We start from the raw sequence: 22,841 nt of genomic DNA, 5'->3' as shown, positions 1-22,841 counted from the left end.
CTATCCAAACTTCGTCAATGAAAAAAGCATTACTACTATTTATTAGTATTTTTTTCGCTCAATTTACTTTCGGTCAAGCCCTTACGGTCGAAAAAATCATGCAAGACCAATCAAAATGGATTGGCACCTCACCAAGTAATATTTTTTGGTCGGAAGATGGCAAAACACTCTATTTTTCGTGGAATCCCGATAAAAACAAAGGTGATTCGCTCTATAAATTTGTTTTACCCGACCGCACACCTGTAAAAGTTACGCCCAAAGAACGCCGAGCTTTACCTGCTCAGTCGGGTACTTACAGCCCGAGCCGCTCAATGAAGGTTTACGAAAAGCAAGGAGAACTGTATTTGCTTTACACTAAAACCTTAAAAATCAAGCAATTAACCAACACTATTGAGCGTGAATCGAACCCATATTTTAGTGGAGATGAAACTAAGATTATTTTCGGAAGAAGTAATAACTTATTTAGCATGAGTTTAGAAGATGGCTCGGTTACGCAATTATCCAATTTCTTGACGGGTAGCAAAAGAGCAGAAGCAAAGCCTGCCAACGATGAAGAAAAATGGCTAAAAGCCGACCAATTAGCCATGTTTGATGTCTTGAAAGAACGCAAAGAAAAGAAAGACGAAGCCGAGAAATTGGCTAAACTCGACCAAGCCAAACGCCCGAAAGAAATTTACACCGAAGATAAAACTTTAGAGCAATCACAAATCAGCCCTGATTTACGCTACATCACTTATCGACTTTCGATACAGCCTAAAAACGCCAAAACTACGATTGTACCAAGTTATGTAACCGAATCTGGTTTTACAGAAGATATTGCCGCTCGTACAAAAGTCGGTTCGCCATTGGCTACCTACGAAAATTTTGTCTATGATATAAAGAAAGATACTGTTTATCAAATAGTTACGAAAGATATTCCAGGGATTATGGACCAACCAGAATTCTTGAAAGATTATGCCAAGAAAGATACAACAAAGAAGAAGGCAACGGCTCGTAAAGTAATAGTTTTAGGTCCAATTTGGTCGCCAAGCGGCTCGTATGCGGTTGTAAATATTCGTTCGGTTGATAACAAAGACCGTTGGATTATGCAACTTGACCCTGCTACTGGCAAGCTAAAATTACTCGACCGCCAACACGACGAAGCATGGGTTGGTGGTCCAGGAATTGGTTTTAATTTCGGTGGTGGAGGTTTAGGTTGGGTCGATTCTCAAACGCTTTATTTTCAGTCAGAAGCCGATGGATACTCGCATCTTTACACCGTAAACTTAGTAACTGGCGAGAAAAAACAACTTACGAAAGGTAAATTTGAGGTGCAGCAAACTCAACTTTCAAGAGATAAAAAATCGTTTTACTTGACTACCAACGAGGTTCATCCAGGCGAACAGCATTTCTATAAAATGTCAGTTGAAGGTGGCGAGCGTGTAAAATTGACAAGCATGGTTGGGGCAAATGATGTAACGCTTTCGCCCGATGAATCAACTTTGGCGATTCGTTATTCATACATCAATAAGCCATGGGAGTTGTTTTTGCAAGAAAACAAGCCAAATGCCAAAGCCGAGCAATTGACCAATTCGTTAACTGATGAATTTAAAGCCTATGCTTGGAAAGATGCAAAAGTAATTTCATTTACAGCTCGTGATGGTGTAGAGGTTTTTGCTAGAATTTATGAACCAACTGCCAAATTGAAGAATAAAAAAGCGGTCATATTTGTACACGGTGCGGGCTATTTACAAAATGCTCATAAATGGTGGAGTCAGTATTCGAGAGAGTATATGTTTCATAATTTATTGGTCGATAAAGGTTATACAGTTTTGGATATTGATTACCGTGCAAGTGCGGGCTACGGTCGTGACCACCGCACAGGAATCTACCGTTTTATGGGCGGAAAAGATTTAGAAGATAATGTTGATGGAGCAAAATTGTTGGTTTCAAAATATGGCATTGACCCTAAGAAAATAGGTGTTTATGGTGGCTCTTATGGTGGTTTTATTACTTTAATGGCCATGTTTACAACGCCCGATGTTTTTGCGGCAGGTGCGGCACTCCGCCCCGTGACTGATTGGGCAGCTTATAATCATGGATACACGGCAAATATCTTGAACGAACCACAAACTGATAGTTTGGCTTATCGCAAAAGTTCGCCAATTTACCACGCAGCTGGTTTGAAAGGACATTTATTGATTTGTCATGGCATGGTTGATGTGAATGTGCACATTCAAGATTCATATCGTTTGGTTCAACGCCTTATTGAATTGAAAAAAGAAAATTGGGAAATGGCCAGCTATCCGATGGAAGACCACGGCTTTGTAGAACCAACTTCTTGGATGGATGAATACAAGCGTATTTTGAAGTTATTTGAGGAAAGGTTGAAGTAGATGAGTGTGTCTTCTACTTCGCTCAGACACCATTGAGTAGAGTTGTCCTCGACTTCACTCGGGCAGCGTAAAAAAAAGATGTGGCACACCTTGTTATCAGCGATAAACAGGTGTGCCACATTTGCTTTTTTTGGTGGTTGAGCGGAGTCGAAACCACTATCCGTGACACGCACAGTGTGCCACGGAAACTTTTTTATTTCAAAATCGGCTCTAAATCAGCACGATTATCTGATAACCATTGCGTAATATCTTTTACTATTTCTTCTACACCAATTTCTGGTTTCCAACCCGTCAGGGCAGTTACTTTCGAGTTATCGGTTACGTACAAACGAATATCCGCAGGGCGGTTTTCTTTAATTTTCTTAATCGGAATCGTTTTGCCTGTTACTCGTTGGCAAATCTCAGTCAATTCTTGCAATGAAACACTTACATCAACACCTCCACCAGCGTTTAGAATTTCGCCGTTTACTTTCTCAAAATTATGTAATTGCCAGTCAATCAAGCGATAAAGGTCGGCCACGTGCAGAATATCACGGGTTTGTTTTCCTTCGCCACCGTAACCGATGTAGGCAAGTTGCTGCTCAAAGAAGTGTTTGGCAATCCAAAGCACCATTACTCCTTGGTCAACTTTACCCATTTGCCACGGGCCAGTAAGCACGCCACAACGGTTGATAACGGTCTGAAGTTTATAAAATTCGTTATATTCTTGAATGATTAATTCAGAAGCCAGTTTGGTTGTTCCATAAAGTGAACGAACGCCATCCAAAGGAAAATCTTCAGCAATTCCTTTGGATGAAACTCCTTTAACTGGTTGATTATCAGTCAATACAAAACGAGTTTCTTTTTCTTCAAAATCTAAGGTTTCGATGGTTTTGATTGGATAAACTCGGCTCGTAGAAAGGAAAATGAACTTTGCGTTGCATTTTACGGCATAATTTAAGCAATTAACCGTTCCGAAAAGGTTGGTATTAATCAAATAATCGGGCGTTCCGCCATTGATTCCAGCCAAAACTGAAGGTTCGGCCGAAGCCTCAATTACGGTGTCAACAATTGGGAGAGCATCGAAATCTTCTTTGCTGCGAATATCTCCGTGTACGAATGTGATGCCAGCTTTACCGAGGCGAGATACATTTAATTCTGAACCTTTACGGCGAAGATTATCGAGACAATAAATTTCATAAGATGGATAATTTGCTTTCAACGAAAGTGCTAAGGCCGAACCCACAAATCCTGCTCCGCCTGTGATGAGTATTTTCATAAACTATTGGTTTTCCTGAAGGAAAAATTTCTTAAATTTTATTGGTTGATAAGACTATGCAGCCTCTTTTTGATACTGTATTTTGAAGTGAAATTCATTCATTAGTTCAGAAAGCTCATTCACTAAGTTTTCGCGAATAGTTTCGTATTGGTCTATTTGAGTTTGAATTCCGTTGAGTTTTTTATGAGATAGAATAATCGACTCAGTTTCTTGGATTTGTTCCAAAAGGTCAGTTATTCGAGCTAATTTATCATCATTGATATTCATATCCATTGAAAGTTAGTTTTGTGAAACCTTTTGGAAAACGTTTTCCTTGGCGATTTCTTCGAGTGTAGCCAAACCAGTTTGCCCAATAAGCTCTTTCTATTTGAAAAAGTGGATATTGTGGACTATCAATATCATATTCAGCAATGGTATAAGCATCAACTTTATAACTTAATTTTGCTTCTTTTGACTTGAATAAATTCTCAATTTCCGCTCCTTTCTGTTTTAGAATATGAGCATCTATAATCAAAACAATATCAATGTCATTGGGATTGACTTTTTTTGTAACAAAACTGCCATCTATCCAAATTTCAAAAGAAGTTTTAGTAAAGTTATAAAAGTTAGTTAAAAACCTCACTAAGCCTTCATAAATTAATTCCCTTGTTTGGCTTTCTTGAAATTCATTAACGAAGCATTGCTTCAACAATTGTAAGCTGAATTTTTCTTCGTTTTTTGGAGAAAGGTTGCCACGTTCATCAAATTGTACATTCATCTATTAATGCCCGTTTGTTTGTCCCGAACCATTAGTTGCCCACGGAATACGCTTGAGGTTGATATTATCAATGGCTTTAATGATAAATGGTACTTTTTCGACTTTCACAGCACTACTGTCAAGTCCGAACCATTTATCTTCGGAAGGCGTATATTGTTTGATGAAAAAGTAGGCCCTCATAACTAATCCTTCCCAAAATGGTAGTTCGTTTTCATAAGAAAGGAACCTTTCAAGAACAACAAATCTAAAGTCACCGATTACATTATGTCGGTTTAGAGATTCGTATCGGCTACGAATATCTACTTCGCCATTTTTAACCATGTCTTCGAGTACTCTTCTGAAATAAAGATTTATTTTATGCGGAACACGGAATCCCAAACGGAAATTGACCTTATAAACATCATCATCGGCTACGGTCATTACCTTGTATTCCATTGTGTAAGGGTCATCAACGGTATCAACGTGTACGAACCAATATACATCGGCACGTTTGGGGCGTTTCTGAAAAATAGAATAGATAATCTTGTTTTCAATTTCCGAAGCACGGCCTGCGTTGCTCAAAAATACTAAGTGAGTAGCGTATTTTGGAACGGTAATATCCGAACTCAATTCTTTTAATGATTCGGTATATTTATCCAATTTCTCATATTCTGTTAATCTTGCTTTGATTTTGAATGCACGAATCCAAATGTACATTACCAAGGCAATTATACCCGCAATGATTAAGGATACATAACCACCATGAGGGAATTTTTGGAGGTTGGCAATAAGAAAAGCAACTTCTATACAGAAATAGATGAAAATAAAGGCAATTATGCCCCAAATGTTGTATTTCTTGGCATATAAATAATAAGCCATTAGTGTTGTAGTCATGAGCATTGTCATGGTTATCGACAAACCATAAGCAGCTTCCATCGCAGACGATTCACGGAAGTAGAGAACTACGCCTACACAACCAATCCAAAGCAAAATATTAATGCTTGGAACATAAATTTGTCCTTTTTGGTCAGATGGATAATTAACCTTTATTTTTGGCCAAAAATTTAAGCGAATAGCTTCCGAAATAAGTGTAAATGAACCGCTTATCAAGGCTTGGCTTGCAATGATAGCAGCAGAAGTAGCAATGAAAATCCCGAAAGGTAAAAACCATTCTGGCATTAGGTTATAAAAAGGGTTTTTATCGCCCAGCATTTGTCCATTTAGACTCATCACATACACACCTTGTCCGAAATAATTGAGCAATAAACAAATCTTCACGAAGACCCAACTGATACGGATATTGCCACGCCCGCAGTGACCCAAATCAGAGTATAAAGCCTCGGCCCCTGTTGTACATAGAAAAACAGAACCCAAAATCCAAAATCCTCCAGGATGCTTTACTAATAATTGGTAAGCATAGTAAGGATTTACAGCTTTTAGCACCGTAAAATCTTTGGCTATCCAAGCACCCCCCAAAATGGCTAACATAGAAAACCATGCAAGCATAAAAGGACCAAATAAGTATCCTACTTTTTTTGTTCCAAAAATCTGTACTATAAATAAGATAGATATAATCGCAATTACAATTTTTACGATAGTATCTTGCTGAATATCAGGAAATTTGATGCGTAATCCTTCGATGGCTGAGGCTACTGAAATAGGGGGAGTAATGATACCGTCGGCGAGCAATGCACTTGCTCCTATTATTGCGGGTACTGTCAACCATCTGGCATGACGACGGACTAATGCAAAGAGAGCCAAAATACCACCTTCGCCACGGTTATCGGCTCTTAACGTTAGGATTACATACTTTAGAGTTGTTTGCATTGTTAGCGTCCAAAAAACACATGATAATGCCCCCAGTATTATTGCTTCATTAATAACTTCAGTTCCTGCAATGGCTTTTAGAACATACAATGGTGAAGTGCCAATATCACCATAAATAATTCCCATTGCAATTAACAGTCCAGCAGCAGATACTTTGTCGAGATTATGGTGGTGATGCCCGTTACTATGGTTGCCACTACCTTGCTCATTTCCAGTTAGACTCACTTTAATTTTCTGATTATTTGTAAAAAAAGTTTGCAAATATAGAGTTTCGGAAGCAATTCAAAGAAATTTTAAATGAAAATGTTTTATTAAGTCACTTTCCTTCCCAACTTTGTATGTTAATTTGCCGTATATGCAGATGTACGCTTCAAAAATTACAATTTACAACAAAACCAAATAATTGATAGTCAATTATGTACGAAAACATACTCTTGGAAATCTCTGATGGTGTTTCTACCATTACACTCAACCGTCCACAGGTATATAATGCCCTTAGCACGGGCCTCATCAAAGAAATTACGAAGGCTGTAGAGGTATCTTCAACCGATAATTCGGTGCGTGTAATCGTACTTACAGGAATAGGTGATAAGGCGTTTTGTTCGGGGGCAGATTTGAAAGCAGGTATGGACGAAGGAATGGCTTCGTTAGGAGATTCGCTTCGCAAAAATTATAATCCAATGATAGCAGCTATAAGAAATGCTGAAAAGCCTGTTATCTGTCGAATGAATGGTATTGCAGCAGGAGCAGGGATGTCGTTGGCATTGGCATGTGATTTGATTATTGCTAATAAAGAAGCTTACATGAGTGAGCTTTTTGTCGGAATTGGCTTGATGCCTGACGCTGGTTCGATGTATTTTTTGCCAAGAATCATCGGGATGCAAAAGGCATTTGAATTGTGTAGTACTGGTCGGAAAGTTTATATGGATGAAGCGTTGACCTTAGGATTAGTAACAAAAGCGGTAGCCTATGAGAACTTAGACGAAACCGTAGGCGAATTGGTAGAATATTATAAAACCGCTCCAACAAAATCTATTGGTTTGATGAAAAAAGTACTGAATCAATCTTACAGCAGCACAATAGCGGAAATACTTGAGCAAGAAGCTGAGAATCAATATATTTTAGGTAAAACCCATGATTTTGCGGAGGGAGTAATGGCATTTTTACAGAAAAGAAAGCCAAACTTTAAAGGTAAATAGTAATGAAGCAACTTAATTTTAGAAAAATCCGTCCTACAACTTGAATAGAATATACATTAACCTGTGCATAATATTATGAGGAAACTCTTACAAATAATTATTATTTCAATATTCACAACTTTTGTAAGCAAAGCTCAAGTTCCAAATGGCTTTGTTGACCAACTACACTCTAATAATTGGCAAAACCCAACAGGATTGACATTCGATGCTAATGGTAAAATGTATGTTTGGGAGAAAGATGGGAAAGTATATGTAGTTGAAAATAATGTAAAAACTTTATTTATTGATATTTCGGAAGAAGTTGCCATATATGGAGATTATGGTATTTTAGGTTTTGCATTAGACCCCAATTTTATCAATAATGGTCATGTTTATTTATATTATGTTGTTGATAGGCATTATTTACTAAACTATGGCACTGAGGGATACGACCCTAATACCTCGCTTGAAGGAGCAACTATTGCTCGTGTAACAAGATATACAACACCTACTCCGCAAACCCCAACTACGGTTGATTATGGTTCAAGGTTAGTACTTTTGGGTGAAACAAAATCGACAGGTATTCCAATTACAGGCACAAATCATGCTGGTGGAGGTATGGCTTTTGGTAATGATGGAACATTGTTTATTGGTAGTGGTGATGGTGGTCTCGGTATTGATTATGATGGCGAAGCATTGGCTGATGGGATTTTATCAGAGGCTGAAAATGTCGAAGATAGGGTATATCGTTGTCAGATGATAAACTCTCTTAATGGGAAAATTCTTAGAATTGACCCTAACACTGGTGATGGAGTAGGAGGAAATCCGTTTTATGATTCAAATGCTCCTCGCTCGGCTCAATCTCGTGTTTGGGCGTTAGGATTCCGAAATCCTTTCAGACTTTCAGTAAGACCTAACTCTGGCTCACCTGGGATAGTGTATATCGGAGAAGTTGGTTGGAATAACCGTGAAGAATTAAATATCATTACCCAAGGAGGGCAAAATTTTGGGTGGCCGATTTATGAAGGAAATGATAGACCGACGTTGTGGTCAAATCCGACTTATACACCTGCAACTTACAAAAAACCAACCGTAGAATGGATACACGAAGGCTCTCAAGAAGACATTTCTGCTCGAGTAATCATTAATGATATGGCTCATACGATTGGTTCTGACGAATTTCCTGGCAGTAACTTTACAGGTACGTGTTCTATCGGAGGAGTTTGGTACACAGGTACGGCGTTTCCAGAAGAATACCGTAACTCTTATATTTTTGCTGACTTTACTCCTGGTTGGATTAAGAGCTTTTCGTTTGATAATAACGAGAACCCAACATCATTTAGAGATTTGAATACAATCGCTCTTGGAGCTGTAACTTTGGCTTATAACCCAGCTGACCAAGCACTTTATTATGTGAAATTAGGTTTCAATGAAGGAGACCCACAGGAAATTCGTAGAATTTACTATACTTTAGGTACTAATATTGCTCCAACGGCAAAATTTACACCAAGTACTAAAAATGGAACTTCGCCTTTAAATGTTACTTTCGATGCTTCGGCCTCTACTGACCCTGAAAATACAGGTACTCTCACATACACATGGGATTTTGGTGATGGACAGACTGGAAGTGGAGTGAACCCTTCTCATACATTTGATAATGGTTCGTCAAATCCACAGGCTTTTAAGGTTTTGCTTACTGTTACTGATGAAGGTGGGCTGACAGATACAACCTCTACTATTATCTCGCTCAATAATACACCTCCAGTTATAAACTCTACCAGTGTTGATGCTATTAATTTCTTCAATAACAATGGCACTGATATTATTGCCCTTTCTGCACAAGTTTCTGACAACGAAGAAGCCAGTAGTCAACTTACTTATCGTTGGACAGTCCGTTTATATCACGACGACCACTCACACCCTGCTTTAGATGTAACAAGACAAACCTCGCAGGTGAATCTTGAAATTGTACCGTGTGATGGACACTTGTATTTTTACAGAGTTACGTTAAGAGTAACAGACTCTTATGGACTTTCAACGACCTCCATAAAAGACATTTATCCTAACTGTAATCCAAGTGATATTACTCCGCCCGATGAGCCATTAATTAAAGTATATAATATTACAAATAACTCATTCAATTTATCATGGAATAGTGTTTCTGATAATACTGGTATTAACTCTTATGAGATATTTGTCAATGGAGTATCCAAAGCTATTGTAAATGCTCAAACGCTTTCTTATCAATACACTTCTCAGACAAGCATCTTAAATCAATCTTTTGAATGTTATGTAAAAGCCATTGACTTAGGAAATAATGCTACGCCAAGCTCAAAGATTGATTTTGTAGCTAAAGCTAATTCTGGGGGTAGTGCTCAGGTTTATGTTTCAGACTTAACAGCTGTGTCAAGTACTAATGGTTTTGGACCAGTTGAAATTGATAAAAGTAATGGTGAAGATGCTGTGGGTGATGGAAGGACTTTAACACTTAACGGTACAACTTATGCTAAAGGACTTGGGACACATGCCAATTCGGAAATAATCTATAATTTGACACCTAATCAGTATAATACATTTAAAGCAAAAATTGGTATTGACGATGAGGTTTTAGATGGAAACTGCGGAAGTGTTATTTTTAAAATATATAAAGATAATAATTTGGCTTATACAAGCCCGACTTTATATCCATCATCAGCAACAGTAGATGTAAATCTTGATATAAGTAACACCTCTCAAATAAAATTAATTACTGATACTTCGGGAGACAATAATTTTTGTGACCATGGAGATTGGGCCGATGCTAAATTTTTGTTAGAAAGTGTAAATAGCGATGTCTTACCACCAACAACACCAAGCAATTTGACAAGTATAGCACCAATATCCAATAATTATCAATTATCGTGGAATCCATCAACCGATGATGTAACAACTAATATTACATACGAAATAATCGTAAATGGAGTAAAAATAGATAGTACCGTAAATCTTAGTTATTCGTTACCAGCTTTAGCGGCCGGAACGTATATTGTTTCCGTACAAGCGAGAGATGACGCTAATAATCGTGCAGCAAGTAAATCGTTGGCTTTAACGTTTACCCCTTGTGTATCGAGCTTAAACTTGACCACAGCAGATAATTACACCAATACAAACGCTACCCTAAAAGCAGCGGATTCGATTAGTGCCAGCAATGCTTTGTCGGGAGCGTCAAAGGTTAATTATCAAGCAACTAACAAAATTGAGCTTTTACCAGGGTTTAGTGTTAGTGCAGGAAGTGTTTTTAAAGCAACTATACAAGGATGTGATAATTAATAGTTTTTTTTATAATTTTGTGAATAAAATAACAAAATCATACACCTGTAATGAGAAAACTTTTATTGCTGCTGACACTTTCAACCTTTTCGCTGTTAATTCTTAATTCTTGTGAAGAAGAAAATCTTATCACTGGAGCAAGCACTAACCAAGGAAATTCGACCAATAGCCCGACAACGGGTTCTAATACAGGTACGACAACAACCACTACGAAATGCTATGTAAAAACGATTGTCGAAGTAGAAGATGGTGATACTTATACAAATAAGCTGGCTTATAATACCAAGAATCTCTTAACTACATCTGACCAAGATGGGGCATTATCGACTTATGAATATGATGCCAATAATAGGGTTACAAAACTTACTTTAGTTGATGGAGCTGGGGTTGAAACATATACTTATTCGTATGATTCGAAAGGCAATATGTCGAATATCAAATATACGGCTAAGAATACGCCTGTTTCGCTCTTTATAACTGAATATAAGCTTACCACAAATGCCAGCGGGCAGGTTTCGCAAGTGACAGCCGTAACTGAAGACGGAAATATTGATTTTATCCTCGAATATCAAGGCAATAATATTAAGAAATTAATTGCCAGTGCAGATGGGAAGAAAGAAACATTAATTGAAAATCTAACATTTGATGCTAAATCGAATGTATTTGTGAATGCAGGTTTGGCAAAAGCTAATATTCCGTTTATTATCGTGGGGGCTTTTTTTGGAACAAATATGACCAAATTTGTAAATGCTAATAATGTTTTGACAGATAAGTTATTAGGTGTTTTTAGTACAGACCCTGTTACTACTACTTATAAATATGAGTATAGCAAAGATAATCTTCCAACAAAGATGACTTACATTCAAATTGATGGTAAAGATAAACTCGAAGGAAGTGCCACTTATACTTACGATTGCAAGTAATGATAACTATATCAAAAACGCCATTCAGCAGAACGTTGAATGGCGTTTTTATTTAACATTTAACCTCGAACCAATCCTTTTTCTCTCAAATAATTATTGGTCATTACTTCTTTTTCGGGATTTAAAACTACCTGTTTTAATACCTCACATATAAACAATTCGTGGTCCCCTGCATCGGTCGAATGTAAAACTTTACATTGAATATAGCCAATGGCTTCGGTCAAGAACGGACACCCTCTATTATCTAATTCAAACTTTAAGTTTTTAAATTTATTGCTGTCTTTTCCACTTCTACGACCCAATTTGTTTATTAAGCCCGTCTGTTCGATATGCAACAAATTGATGTTTAGCACCTTAGAAACCCTCACGAGTTCAATCGTATAATCAACTTTATAAAGAGACACACAAACAATTTTTCCGCCCATTGCCGTTTGCATAACCCAAGTTGCAATATTGGCATTGATGTTTCCGTCGTGTACGGTTGTTATGGAATGCACATCATAGTTTTTATATTTTAATAGTGATTTTGGCATGGCATATAGATAGAAATTTCAATATACTAACGTTTTATAAAATGGAATGTTTTGACAAAACGAGATGAATATTGAAAATAATGTATGTACATACATAAAATTTTGAGTATTAAATTTGTATTTATCCAATAAAAAATTTAATATTACAACGAAATTCTATTTAACCCTAAACCTAACCTAACTTATTTATCATGGAAGCAGTAATCTCGCCGCTTACAAAAATCGGCCGTTTTCTCTTGGCTATCCCGATGGCCATTTTCGGTATTTTTCATTTTTTGGGTGCTGAAGGAATGGCTAAGATGGTTCCAATTCCCGGAGGTGTTATTTGGGTGTATATTACAGGAGTAGCCCTTATTGCAGCCGCTGTGGCAATTATTATGCAAAAGAAAGCTCGCCTTGCGTCAGCTTTACTTGCTGTTTTATTATTAGTGTTTGTTTTGGCTATTCACCTACCAGGAGTAATGGCAGGTGGAGATAGCGGGCAGATGTCAATGATGAGCTTATTGAAAGACCTTGCGATTGCAGGTGGTGCTTTGGTATATGCAAGCACACAGCCTGTTGAATGATTTTTGATACCTACCCTAAACTGAACAGTATGCACCCAGCCGAATTTCGACTGGGTGTTTTTTTTGTTATTTTATCTTACGAATCAGTACATCGCCGTGCATGGTTTTCATCATGATTTCAGGGCCGCCACCGTTGATTTTTCCATACGTCCATTCGTCTTTCTGAATTTTGTAAAGACCTTTTTCTTTATCAGCCGTTTGTTTGACTTTTGCGGCTGTTTTATCAACATCAATATCAAAATCGGTTAGTACTTCACCCATGTCAGACTTTAGCTTAACATTGGCTTTTAAATTGGCTGGAAACGTTACATCTACGTTACCATTGAGAGTCGTGAAAGCCATTGGGGTATTGGGTGTGATGTCGGTGAAGTTAATGATGATGTTTTCGTTGATGGTATTGGCAACAACCGAACCTGCCACATTTTTCATCTTGATTTCGCCGTTGATATTTGATATTTCGTGATTTCCAGCTACACTTTCCACATAAATATCGCCATCATTGATAGTTTTGAGTTTGAGCGATGCTTTACGAGGTACCTTTATTGTCAGGTTTACCTTCATATTAACACGGTCGGTGCTGACATTGACGATGTTATTTTGTTCACGAGCCACTATCTCGAAACCATCGTTGGTTGAAATTTTCTTCATTCCGTCGGCTCGCTCACGAGTTTGTTTTTTCTCCGAAACAGGAGCGATAGCATCAATAATAATATCTTTGCCATCATAACCCATGACTTTAATTGAGCCTGTGATTAGGTTGACGTTGAGTTTTACTTCTTTGGCGGGGTCAGATAACGGAACGGTAAGTTGCTCACGTTCTTGACTTTGGGCATAAAACGATGCAGATAACATTAGCATCAATGCAGCGAATATTGTTTTTTGCGATTTCATATTTTTAAGATTCTTGAAATATTATTTTTTGATTTTAGATGTAGCAATTCTCTAAATTGCTTTACGATTTTTTGATATAAACATTCCCGTTGAAAGTTTCAAATTTTAGACTTTTCCCCCCAGTCCCAATTCTTATAATGCTACCTTTACTGAGTTTGTGGGTGGTACCTTTGTCGGTTTCGTTAGTGGTTTTTGTTACACGAGCGGGTAGTTTCTCTACATTATCGAAATCGGTATAGAAATCCCCTTGGAAAGTTTTGAACTCGCAATCGGCCGAAAAATCGGCTGGATAACTGATATTTAAATTTCCGTTTAGTGTGTAATATTTAGCATTATCGGGCGGCGAAGATATATAATTGATATTTACATCGCCATTGATGGTGCGTACCTCGGTAGCCGCTTTAACGTTTTTGAGCGTAATTTTGCCATTGATATTATTGGCTTTTAATAAACCATTTACATCGGCTATCATTACATCTCCGTTATTAATCGTTGAAACCGCCAAATTCATACTTTTAGGCACTTTAATCGTAAAATCCAGGTTATACCGATAATGAATTTTACGGTATTCATCCTTATTCCATCTATCACGATTTCGGTTTGGTCGAGAATCGAACGGCTCGGAAATGTATGCGATTAGGCTATCTGCCTTCTGCTCAAATTCGAGTTTAAATTCTCGCTTTCCTTCTTCTACAATCTCATTAGTTTTGCCCGAAATGGTTTTCTCGACTTCAATCAAAACCTTATTGCCTTCATAACCTTCGACTTTGATAAAGCCATCAATGTTATAAACTGCCAACACACTGCTGGGTGAAACCACAAACTCTTTCTTGATGGTTTCGGTGAATTTTGGTTCTTGTGCGGGTGCGTTTGTGCATGACAATACCACTCCCGACAGAATCGGAATAATTAGTTTTTTCATAATTTTGTGTTTGTTTTGTGTTCTACGAAAGTACTTGAATCGTTTTCTCAATTTTGCCTTTCACGGCTTTGTTGAGGTTTTCTTTTTGAAGTAATTGCTTAAACTGTTTGACAGAGCGTTTTTCTTGTAATTTCACCATTGCATCGGCCAGTGCAACTTGCACAAGTGGCGATTCTTGCTTCATAAGCGACTGCACTAAGCCTTCTCGTACCCTCGGGTTATTGCCCAGTTGAATCAAGGCTTCGAGCGTAACGAGGCGAACGTTTTCATTCGGGTCAGAGTTTAGGGTTGTTAGCAAAGCATCAATCACTTTATCATCAACTTTGTTGAGTTCTTGTGTATAACTTACGGCCTTGAGGCGTTCGGTGGCGGTTGGGTTTTCGAGCATCGAAAGCATCATCATTTCTTTCATTTCTTGCACTTCTGACGACAGCTTCTTTACATCATTTTGGTCGGCAACTGCTTGATTATTAGGTTTTCCGGCAAAGTATCCGATGATGCCACTCATCATTATCAATATAATCGCATAAGCCCAGTTGTTGGATGTTTTGTAGGTGAAAACTTGCTTTAATTTCATTAAAAACACGCTAAAACTACTTGCTTTTTTGTCTTCAACTTCGGCTTTGTAAGTATCAAGCATCGCATGAAAACGAGTTTTCATGTTTGGGCTTGGGTTGGGCGTTGGAAGGTTACCCATTTGTTCCCAAAGTTGTTTTTCTATATCATCAAATTCTTCGTTCATCATCATCTGGTAATTTAAATCATTTCTTTCAAATAAATACTTTTCAACTCTTTCATGGCTCTGTGTACTTTTACTTTGATATTGCCCTCGGTGGTTTGTAAAATATCGGCAATTTCGTTGTACGATAAATCTTGAAAACGGCTCAAAACTAAAACTTCTCGATGCTCAGAACTAAGCTTTGCTAAGGCCGCATGAAGGTTTTCGTGTTCCTGTTTTTTTTCGAGTTGCTTATCGGCCGAAGGCTCAGTAAATGCTTGCTCGCTCATGCTTGTCATATCCGACTGATAACTCATTCGGTGATTCTTTTTAATTGAATCGTTTAATACATTTCGAGCCAAATGGTACATCCAAGTTCTGAACTCGCCATTTTCTATAAAAGTGTGTCGATATTTGAGCATTCGGTAAAATACCGTCTGTACCAAATCTTCACTGTGAGCCGACTGCCCTGTTGAGTGGTAAAAAAAGGCCAATAAAGCTCGATGATACCGCTCAAAGAGCAGGCCCATCTTATCCAAATCGCCCGTTTTTACTTTGAGCATTAGGTTATTGTCGGATAGAGCGTTCAAGCGTCAGAATATATATAAGTTTTGTTATTTGAATGTGGAAACTTAGCAAAAAAAGAAAGGTTACAGAAAAAATGAAGAAAATTTATTTTGGGCTCAATTTTATTATCTGAGAGCTAAGTTTATTAAATAGAAATGATAGTTCTTACATTTGTATAGATAATATCTAATTTAAGCATTAATGAATCTCCAACAATTAGAATACATAGTAGCGGTTGATAAACATCGTCATTTTCAGCGAGCGGCCGACGAATGTTGTGTTACGCAAGCAACGCTGAGTATGATGATAAAAAAACTCGAAGAAGAGTTAGAAGTGATACTCTTTGATAGAAGTAAACAGCCCGTTGTGCCAACCGAAACAGGAAAAGGGATTATTACGCAAGCAAAGGTTATTTTGAAAGAAACTTCTTACCTAAAACAACTTGCCAACGACACCAAAGCTGAAGTAAAAGGACAAATCAGAATCGGCATTATTCCGACGCTTGCACCGTATCTTCTGCCATTGTTTTTGTATAATTTACTAAAAAATAACCCACAACTAAAGGTAAAAGTCAGCGAGTTAAATACTGACCAGATTGTAGAACAACTCGAAAAAGACCACCTTGATGTCGGTATTTTAGCTACGCCTATCAATATTGAAGGTTTGAAAGAATATCCACTTTTTTACGAAAAACTGGTAGTTTTTGTATCGGATAAAGAAACTACGCTCAAGAAAAAGTTTATTTTGCCCGAAGAAATTGATGTAAATCGACTTTGGCTGCTCGAAGAAGGGCATTGCCTTCGCTCACAAATGATGAATCTGTGTGAGTTACGTAAGAAAAATACTGATTTCGGAAATCTCGAATACGAAGCAGGAAGTATTGAGTCATTACTAAAAATCGTAGAAATGAATAATGGTATTACGGTTGTTCCAGAACTGGCAGTGATTAACTTTGATACCAAACAAAAAAAACAGATACGAGAGTTTAAAGCTCCCGTACCTGTACGTGAAATAAGTTTGGTTACCTACCGCCATTTCGTAAAAACAAAGTTGCTCGAAGTATTGGCCGAAGAAATAAAAACTGGCGTTGAGGCTTTTATTCCGCAGCAAAATGGTAAGCAGTTTGTGGTGGAGATATGAGAGATACACCAACTAAAATATAAAAAAGGCTGCAAATCAAACTTGCAGCCTTTTTATATTTGTGGAACGAACTTCCCAGTTCGTTCACTATGTAAAATCTACTGCGAATCGGGAGATTCGCTCCACAGAGAAATTAGAATTCTTCGTCTAACGAGAAAGCCATATCGCTCTTTTGCGACATAACACCTGATTTTTGGTATTCACCCACACGTTTCTCGAAGAAATTGGTTTTTCCTTGCAACGAAATCATATCCATAAAGTCGAATGGATTGGTTGCATTGTAAGTTTTATCCAAACCAAGAGATTCGAGCAAGTGGTCGGCTACGAACTCGATGTATTGGCACATCAATTCGGCATTCATACCAATCAATGATACTGGCAAAGCATCTGTTACGAATTCCTTCTCGATTTCAACCGCATCACGTACTAAATTATATACTTTTTCGGCTGGATATTTATTTTGGATATACTGCGTATAAAGCAAACAAGCAAAGTCACGGTGCAAGCCTTCATCACGCGAGATAAGCTCGTTTGAGAATGTAAGACCTGGCATTAAACCACGTTTTTTCAACCAGAAAATTGAGCAGAACGAACCTGAGAAGAAAATTCCCTCAACTACGGCAAATGCTAATAAACGGTCAATGAAATTTCCGTTATCAATCCACTTCAAAGCCCAGTCGGCTTTTTTCTTCACGCACGGAATATGGTCAATGGCATTAAGCATTTTATCACGCTCAACCGCATCTTTTATATACGTATCAATCAACAACGAGTAAGTTTCTGAGTGAATGTTTTCCATCATAATCTGGAAACCATAGAAACATTTCGCCTCGGCAAACTGAATACGAGAAATGAAGTTTACGGCCAGGTTTTCGTTCACGATTCCATCAGACGCTGCAAAGAATGCGAGTACGTGTGAGATAAAGTGGCGTTCGCCATCGTTCAATCTTGCCCAGTCTTGCAAATCTGGCGAGAGGTCAATCTCTTCGGCAGTCCAGAAAGAGGCTTCGTGTTTTTTATAAAATTCCCAAATATCGTTATGTTTGATGGGGAAAAGAACAAAACGAGTTTTGTCTTCGATAAGAAGGGGTTCAACTTGTAATAGTTCAGCGTCGGTCATTGGAATTATAGTTTTGGAGTTTATTGGTCGGCGGTACTCCGCCAAGTATTTACATTTTTTATTTGGGACTGTGTAACAGTAGAATTGTATCCCAAATATAGTCACATAATTGTTTGTTCACAATGAATGTTTTCGATAATTTCAACTTTTTTTCTAAAGACTTGATAGTCAAGATGCTTTCTCATAAAACTTTTGTTGTGCCAGTTTTGATGTAGATTTTAATAAAAATGCTAACTTTACTCATCGCAAATCAACCTAAAAACCTAATCAAATGCTTAAAAAATCGCTTATCGGCGTTTCGCTGACCGTAGCCTTACTTGCTGGAATTCTTTATCTGCCGTCGTTTGACCACATACGAAACTTTATGGCATGGGGAAAACACTCCATTTTTGATTTTCGTACGCACCCAACTCGTCATATCGAAAATGGCGATGCCCCGCAAGTTTGGCCTCACGATTCTCTCTACAATAAAATTGAGCTTCCCGATTCGCTCTTAGCAAAAATAGATTCTAATAATACACATGCTTTCTTAGTGATTCAAGACGGCAAAATTCTCTACGAAAAATACTTCGACGGCTACACAAAAGATAGTATCAGTGGTTCGTTTTCGGCGGCGAAAAGTATCATTTCGATGCTCGTAGGCATTGGCGTAAGCGAAGGAAAAATAAAGTCACTCGACGAACCCGTTGGTAATTATGTGCCACATTTTAAAGAAGGGGATTTGGCCAAAATCAGAATCAAAGATTTGCTGACGATGAGTTCGGGAACAAACTACAAAGAAAGCGACCAAAGCTATATGGGTCTTTCTGCCAAAATGTATTATGCCGATGACCAAGAATATGTAGTGAATTTAATGGAAGTCAAAGAGCCAGCAGGTGTAAATTGGGAATATCGCAGTGGCGATACACAAGTGCTGGGGCTTGTAGTTGAAAAAGCTTTTGGGAAGAATATTTCGGAACTAACCTCTGAGTATTTTATGAAACCGATGGGAGCGGAAAATGATGCAAAGTGGCTTTTGGATGGTGAAAGTAAGCATGAAAAGGCCTTTTGTTGTTTCAATGGAGTGGCTCGTGACTACGCTCGTTTCGGAGAATTGATGCGTACGAACGGTAAATGGAAAGATAAACAGATTGTGCCAGAAGATTATATGAAAGTGGCCACTTCGCCTGCCAGTTATCTGAAAGACCCAACCGAAGGCGGTAAACCAGTGGATTATTACGGTTATCAGTTTTGGGTATTCAATCATAGCGGTTTTTCGATTCCGACTATGAATGGTCTTTTCGGACAATACGTATATACTATTCGAGAAAAAAATGCTATAATTGTGCGTTTAGGCGAAACAAAAGTTGTAAAACACGTGCATCACTTCCAGCCCGAAAACTTTACTTATATTGATGCCGCTTTATCAATACTGAAATAATTTTTCGAGAAAAATACCAATAATACGTTTCTTAACGGGGCATTGTTCGTCTAAAACACAAAATGTAATTTATAAATCGTAAATTCAATAAATCATGCAGTCTTCTGGTTTAAAATTCAGACTTCTTATCGGTATCGTCATGGCGATTGTGGCCTTGATAAGCTATTACAGCAAAAACCAAGTAAATCCCATAACGGGAGAAAAACAGCATATTGACCTAACACCCGAGCAAGAAGTGGCAATGGGCTTGCAGTCGGCTCCGCAAATGGCTCAAGAATACGGCGGTTTATATAATGATAATGAAGTACAGCAGCAAGCTAAAGCCGTTGGATATAAAATTGTGAAACAAGTGGCCGACGAAGCGAAAGCTAAGGGAGTAAATATTCCGTATCAATTCGATTTCCACGTACTGGCCGATGACCAAACCGTTAACGCCTTTGCATTGCCAGGCGGACAAATTTTTATAACTGTTGGGCTTCTAAAAAGATTGAAGTCAGAAGACCAATTGGCTGGTGTGCTGGGTCATGAAGTTGGCCACGTTATTCACCGCCATTCGGCACAACAAATGGCCAAATCTGATTTTTATAATGGCTTGGTTGGTGCGGTAGCAACGGCAACTTCTGACGGAACTAGCATGGGCGGTGGACAAATTGCCCAGTATGTGGCACAAATCCAGCAAATGAAGTTTGGCCGTAATGATGAATTACAATCTGATGAGTTTGGCGTAAAATATATGATACAGGCGGGTTATGACCCTAATGCGATGATTCAGGTAATGGAAATCTTAGAAGAAGCCGCTGGCGGACAACGACAAGATGAGTTTATGAGTACGCACCCAAGTCCCGAGAATCGTATTGCTAAAATTAAAGAACACATTGCCAAATATGGTAAGTAAATTTTAGTAAGATTTCAAAATCTTCTGCTGCCGCAAGGATACCTAAATGAATGTTTTGTATCCTTGCGGTAACTTTTTAGAACATATCTGAAATCCAACGAACAATTATTAACGTATGTAGTTTAAATGACTATAAGAAAAACTTAGAAAAACCTTGTCAAAATCTACTGCCATATTGATTTTTACGCAAGAAGCATCGAAAGAAGCTGCTCGTAAAATGCTGACTCCCTCAAAGAATCAAGGAGTCAATCGATTGGTATTTGACAAGTTGAACCATTTCGTTGAACGTACGGCTACGGCAGCTGCTTCTAAAGCCGAAAATTTGCAAGTTTTTCATTCAAATCAATTAATCAAGCCAAACAGTAATAGTTTCGGGCAACAGCTTTCGGCAGCTATTCAGGTAGTTTTTGAGCGAGGATTTGAAAAAGTAATTTGTATCGGTAATGACTGCCCCGCACTTAATGAAAATCGAATTTTAGCGGCAGCCGAAAAACTTCAAACTGTTGATACAGTTGTTGGCCCTGATAATCGTGGAGGAGCTTATTTAATTGGTATTTCGAGCAAAGATTTTAATGCGGAAGTTTTCGAGAATCTTGCTTGGCAGAGTGAAAAAATGCTGGAAAGTTTTATAGAGCAATACACTAACCAAGCTGTATTAATGCTCGAAACTTTATCAGATATTCATAATTTTCAAGAACTACAAACCTACACAACATCAAGGTATTTTATTGCCTTTTTAATTCGACTCGTTGAGCAAGTTACTGCAAGAATGCAGGGTTTTTACAGCTTCTTTGTAGAAAACTGGTCAATTCGCTCCTTATCTCTCCGAGCTCCACCATTCGTCTAAAAACACTCATTTATTGTTTAATTTTAGTCATAAACGGACTTTTTAAGTCCGCTATACAATGCTGTATTTTCTTTTCAAAACACATACTATATGAAAACATATTATAACCCCGATGACCTCGCAAAGTTTGGTAAAATCGGAGAATTTGGTGGCAAAGATTTAGCCAAGAAATTCTTTGATTATTACGGCGAAACTTTCAAAGACGGTGCATTGACCGAGCGTGAAAAATCATTAATTGCTCTGGCAGTGGCTCACACCATGCAATGCCCGTATTGTATTGATGCTTACACAGCCGATACATTGGCAAAAGGCTGTACCGAAGATGAAATGATGGAAGCCGTACACGTATCAGCAGCAATGGCAGCGGGCGTAAAACTCGTACACAGCGTACAGATGATAAACAAAGCCAAAGAATTAATGATGTAAAATATAATTTTGAATGATTGGATGAGTGAATGATAGAATAAAAAATCAGACTCATTCATTCACTCATTCTATCATTCACTCATTCAACATTAGAATAAATAAATGTCAAATCCAGTCAAGAGTTTAAAGGCTCAGAAAAGCCAATTAGGAGAATCTGCTTTCCAACTAAAAGTACTTAACGATAAAGAACTTTTAGGCAATAACGTGCCTTTGTTTCGAGATAAATTAGAGGATATCAACTTGTTTCCACTGAAACCTACCAAACTCGAGATTTTTCAGATAAACGTAGGAAAAATGTGTAATCAAGTGTGTAAGCATTGCCACGTTGACGCAGGTCCTGACCGCAAGGAAATCATGACCCGTGAAACCATGCAACAATGCGTTGACATCATTGCAAAATATAAGTTCACAACCCTTGATTTGACTGGCGGAGCTCCCGAAATGAACAATAATTTCAGATGGTTTATTGAAGAAATCCGTAAGGTTGATGCGGAGATTAAGATAATTGTACGCTGTAATTTGACAATTATTCTGGCCAATCCAAAATACCACGATTTACCAGATTTTTTCAAAAAAAATAATATTGAAGTTGTTTCTTCATTGCCTGCTACGAGTGCTTCTCGTACCGATTCGCAACGTGGCGATGGTGTTTTTGATGATTCAATAAAAGCCTTACAAATGCTCAATGCCGTTGGTTATGGTGTTGAAGGAACAGGGCTAAACCTCAATTTAGTTTATAATCCTGCTGGTGCATTTTTGCCTGCTGGTCAAGCTGGTTTGGAGAAAGAATTTAAACGAGTTTTAAAAACAAAATTCAACATTGAATTCAATTCTCTTTTTGCCATCACTAATATCCCAATTAGTCGTTATCTCGATTATTTATTGGTAAGTGGCAACTACGCTGCTTATATGGAAAAACTCGTAGCGGCTTATAATCCTGTGGCTGCCAGCAATGTTATGTGCCGAAATACACTTTCAATTGGTTGGGATGGCTATCTCTACGACTGTGATTTTAATCAGATGCTCGAACTAAAAGTAGCTGCAAAATCAAAGCACATCAGCGAGTTTGATTACGACGAACTAAGCAATCGCTCAATTATTGTCAATCAGCATTGTTATGGCTGCACGGCAGGAGCGGGTAGTTCGTGCGGAGGCGAAGTTGCCTAATACGTAAATCTAAAATTAATAAT

The 22,841-nt window shown here is 38.0% G+C and carries 21 protein-coding genes; 11 read left to right on the top strand and 10 right to left on the bottom strand.

Annotation, left to right across the window (positions count from 1 at the left end):
* Positions 1-17 precede the first annotated feature (17 nt).
* A complete protein-coding gene (locus IEX65_RS13615) occupies positions 18-2,375 on the top strand; it encodes a prolyl oligopeptidase family serine peptidase (RefSeq protein ID WP_188766630.1) in 2,358 nt (785 codons plus the stop codon).
* Positions 2,376-2,568: 193 nt separating this feature from the next.
* On the opposite strand, the gene IEX65_RS13610 is transcribed toward IEX65_RS13615, so the two are convergent.
* From IEX65_RS13610 to IEX65_RS13595, 4 genes are read right to left on the bottom strand one after another with little or no spacing between them, the layout of a single operon-like run.
* The gene (locus tag IEX65_RS13610; RefSeq protein WP_188766629.1) at positions 2,569-3,633 is read right to left on the bottom strand and encodes an NAD-dependent epimerase/dehydratase family protein; all 1,065 of its coding nucleotides are present in this window, start codon (positions 3,631-3,633) and stop codon (positions 2,569-2,571) included.
* Positions 3,634-3,687: 54 nt separating this feature from the next.
* The gene (locus tag IEX65_RS13605; RefSeq protein WP_188766628.1) at positions 3,688-3,906 is read right to left on the bottom strand and encodes a hypothetical protein; all 219 of its coding nucleotides are present in this window, start codon (positions 3,904-3,906) and stop codon (positions 3,688-3,690) included.
* Complete coding sequence (locus IEX65_RS13600; protein ID WP_188766627.1) at positions 3,887-4,390, bottom strand: DUF6932 family protein; 504 nt, start codon at positions 4,388-4,390, stop codon at positions 3,887-3,889. The genes IEX65_RS13605 and IEX65_RS13600 overlap by 20 nt, the downstream gene beginning before the upstream one ends.
* A gap of 3 nt (positions 4,391-4,393) precedes the next feature.
* Entirely contained in the window at positions 4,394-6,421 is a 2,028-nt protein-coding gene (locus tag IEX65_RS13595; protein WP_510185808.1) for a KUP/HAK/KT family potassium transporter, read from the bottom strand.
* Between the two features lie 191 nt (positions 6,422-6,612).
* On the opposite strand from IEX65_RS13595, the gene IEX65_RS13590 reads away from it, so the two are divergent.
* The 3 genes from IEX65_RS13590 to IEX65_RS13580 all read left to right on the top strand — a co-directional run bounded on the left by IEX65_RS13590 (position 6,613) and on the right by IEX65_RS13580 (position 11,606).
* Positions 6,613-7,395 (top strand): enoyl-CoA hydratase/isomerase family protein, encoded by a 783-nt coding sequence (locus IEX65_RS13590; protein WP_188766626.1) that lies wholly within the window; start codon positions 6,613-6,615, stop codon positions 7,393-7,395.
* 75 nt (positions 7,396-7,470) lie between these two features.
* On the top strand, positions 7,471-10,683 hold the full coding sequence (locus IEX65_RS13585) for an NPCBM/NEW2 domain-containing protein (RefSeq protein WP_188766625.1): 3,213 nt from the start codon (positions 7,471-7,473) through the stop codon (positions 10,681-10,683).
* A 50-nt stretch (positions 10,684-10,733) separates the two neighbouring features.
* Positions 10,734-11,606 carry an RHS repeat domain-containing protein gene (locus IEX65_RS13580; RefSeq protein WP_188766624.1) on the top strand — a complete coding sequence of 291 codons (873 nt, stop codon included), beginning with the start codon at positions 10,734-10,736 and terminating at the stop codon, positions 11,604-11,606.
* Positions 11,607-11,665: 59 nt separating this feature from the next.
* On the opposite strand, the gene IEX65_RS13575 is transcribed toward IEX65_RS13580, so the two are convergent.
* Positions 11,666-12,139: a flavin reductase family protein gene (locus IEX65_RS13575; RefSeq protein ID WP_188766623.1), complete on the bottom strand. Its 474-nt coding sequence runs from the start codon at positions 12,137-12,139 to the stop codon at positions 11,666-11,668.
* Positions 12,140-12,330: 191 nt separating this feature from the next.
* Between IEX65_RS13575 and IEX65_RS13570 the strand changes: the two genes are divergently transcribed.
* Positions 12,331-12,705 (top strand): DoxX-related protein, encoded by a 375-nt coding sequence (locus IEX65_RS13570; RefSeq protein ID WP_188766622.1) that lies wholly within the window; start codon positions 12,331-12,333, stop codon positions 12,703-12,705.
* Positions 12,706-12,771: 66 nt separating this feature from the next.
* Here IEX65_RS13570 and IEX65_RS13565 read toward each other — a convergent pair whose 3' ends face one another.
* From IEX65_RS13565 to IEX65_RS13550, 4 genes are all read right to left on the bottom strand, one after another.
* On the bottom strand, positions 12,772-13,596 hold the full coding sequence (locus IEX65_RS13565) for a DUF4097 family beta strand repeat-containing protein (RefSeq protein WP_188766621.1): 825 nt from the start codon (positions 13,594-13,596) through the stop codon (positions 12,772-12,774).
* A gap of 61 nt (positions 13,597-13,657) precedes the next feature.
* Complete coding sequence (locus IEX65_RS13560; RefSeq protein WP_188766620.1) at positions 13,658-14,518, bottom strand: DUF4097 family beta strand repeat-containing protein; 861 nt, start codon at positions 14,516-14,518, stop codon at positions 13,658-13,660.
* 22 nt (positions 14,519-14,540) lie between these two features.
* A complete protein-coding gene (locus IEX65_RS13555) occupies positions 14,541-15,263 on the bottom strand; it encodes a HEAT repeat domain-containing protein (protein ID WP_229250674.1) in 723 nt (240 codons plus the stop codon).
* Positions 15,264-15,274: 11 nt separating this feature from the next.
* Positions 15,275-15,799, bottom strand: coding sequence for an RNA polymerase sigma factor (locus IEX65_RS13550; protein WP_188766619.1), 525 nt, complete (start codon positions 15,797-15,799; stop codon positions 15,275-15,277).
* 205 nt (positions 15,800-16,004) lie between these two features.
* On the opposite strand from IEX65_RS13550, the gene IEX65_RS13545 reads away from it, so the two are divergent.
* On the top strand, positions 16,005-16,943 hold the full coding sequence (locus tag IEX65_RS13545; RefSeq protein WP_188766618.1) for a LysR substrate-binding domain-containing protein: 939 nt from the start codon (positions 16,005-16,007) through the stop codon (positions 16,941-16,943).
* A gap of 133 nt (positions 16,944-17,076) precedes the next feature.
* Here IEX65_RS13545 and IEX65_RS13540 read toward each other — a convergent pair whose 3' ends face one another.
* Positions 17,077-18,063, bottom strand: a complete 987-nt coding sequence (locus IEX65_RS13540) for a ribonucleotide-diphosphate reductase subunit beta (protein ID WP_188766617.1) — start codon at positions 18,061-18,063, stop codon at positions 17,077-17,079.
* A 271-nt stretch (positions 18,064-18,334) separates the two neighbouring features.
* Here IEX65_RS13540 and IEX65_RS13535 point away from each other — a divergent pair, with 271 nt between their 5' ends.
* The 5 genes from IEX65_RS13535 (at position 18,335) to arsS (ending at position 22,818) form a co-directional block, all read left to right on the top strand.
* Positions 18,335-19,483 (top strand): serine hydrolase domain-containing protein, encoded by a 1,149-nt coding sequence (locus IEX65_RS13535; protein ID WP_188766616.1) that lies wholly within the window; start codon positions 18,335-18,337, stop codon positions 19,481-19,483.
* Positions 19,484-19,577: 94 nt separating this feature from the next.
* On the top strand, positions 19,578-20,378 hold the full coding sequence (locus IEX65_RS13530) for a M48 family metalloprotease (RefSeq protein ID WP_188766615.1): 801 nt from the start codon (positions 19,578-19,580) through the stop codon (positions 20,376-20,378).
* Between the two features lie 154 nt (positions 20,379-20,532).
* The gene (locus IEX65_RS13525; RefSeq protein WP_188766614.1) at positions 20,533-21,225 is read left to right on the top strand and encodes a TIGR04282 family arsenosugar biosynthesis glycosyltransferase; all 693 of its coding nucleotides are present in this window, start codon (positions 20,533-20,535) and stop codon (positions 21,223-21,225) included.
* 90 nt (positions 21,226-21,315) lie between these two features.
* Positions 21,316-21,651, top strand: a complete 336-nt coding sequence (locus IEX65_RS13520) for an arsenosugar biosynthesis-associated peroxidase-like protein (protein ID WP_188766613.1) — start codon at positions 21,316-21,318, stop codon at positions 21,649-21,651.
* 102 nt (positions 21,652-21,753) lie between these two features.
* Positions 21,754-22,818 (top strand): arsenosugar biosynthesis radical SAM (seleno)protein ArsS, encoded by a 1,065-nt coding sequence (gene arsS, locus IEX65_RS13515; protein WP_188766612.1) that lies wholly within the window; start codon positions 21,754-21,756, stop codon positions 22,816-22,818.
* Positions 22,819-22,841 lie beyond the last annotated feature (23 nt).

The organism is Emticicia aquatilis, from assembly GCF_014644295.1.
In the GTDB taxonomy this organism is placed as follows: Bacteria; Bacteroidota; Bacteroidia; order Cytophagales; family Spirosomataceae; genus Emticicia; species Emticicia aquatilis.
The sequence above is the reverse complement of the archived record's forward strand: the minus strand, read 5'-3'. Positions and strand labels throughout refer to the sequence as shown.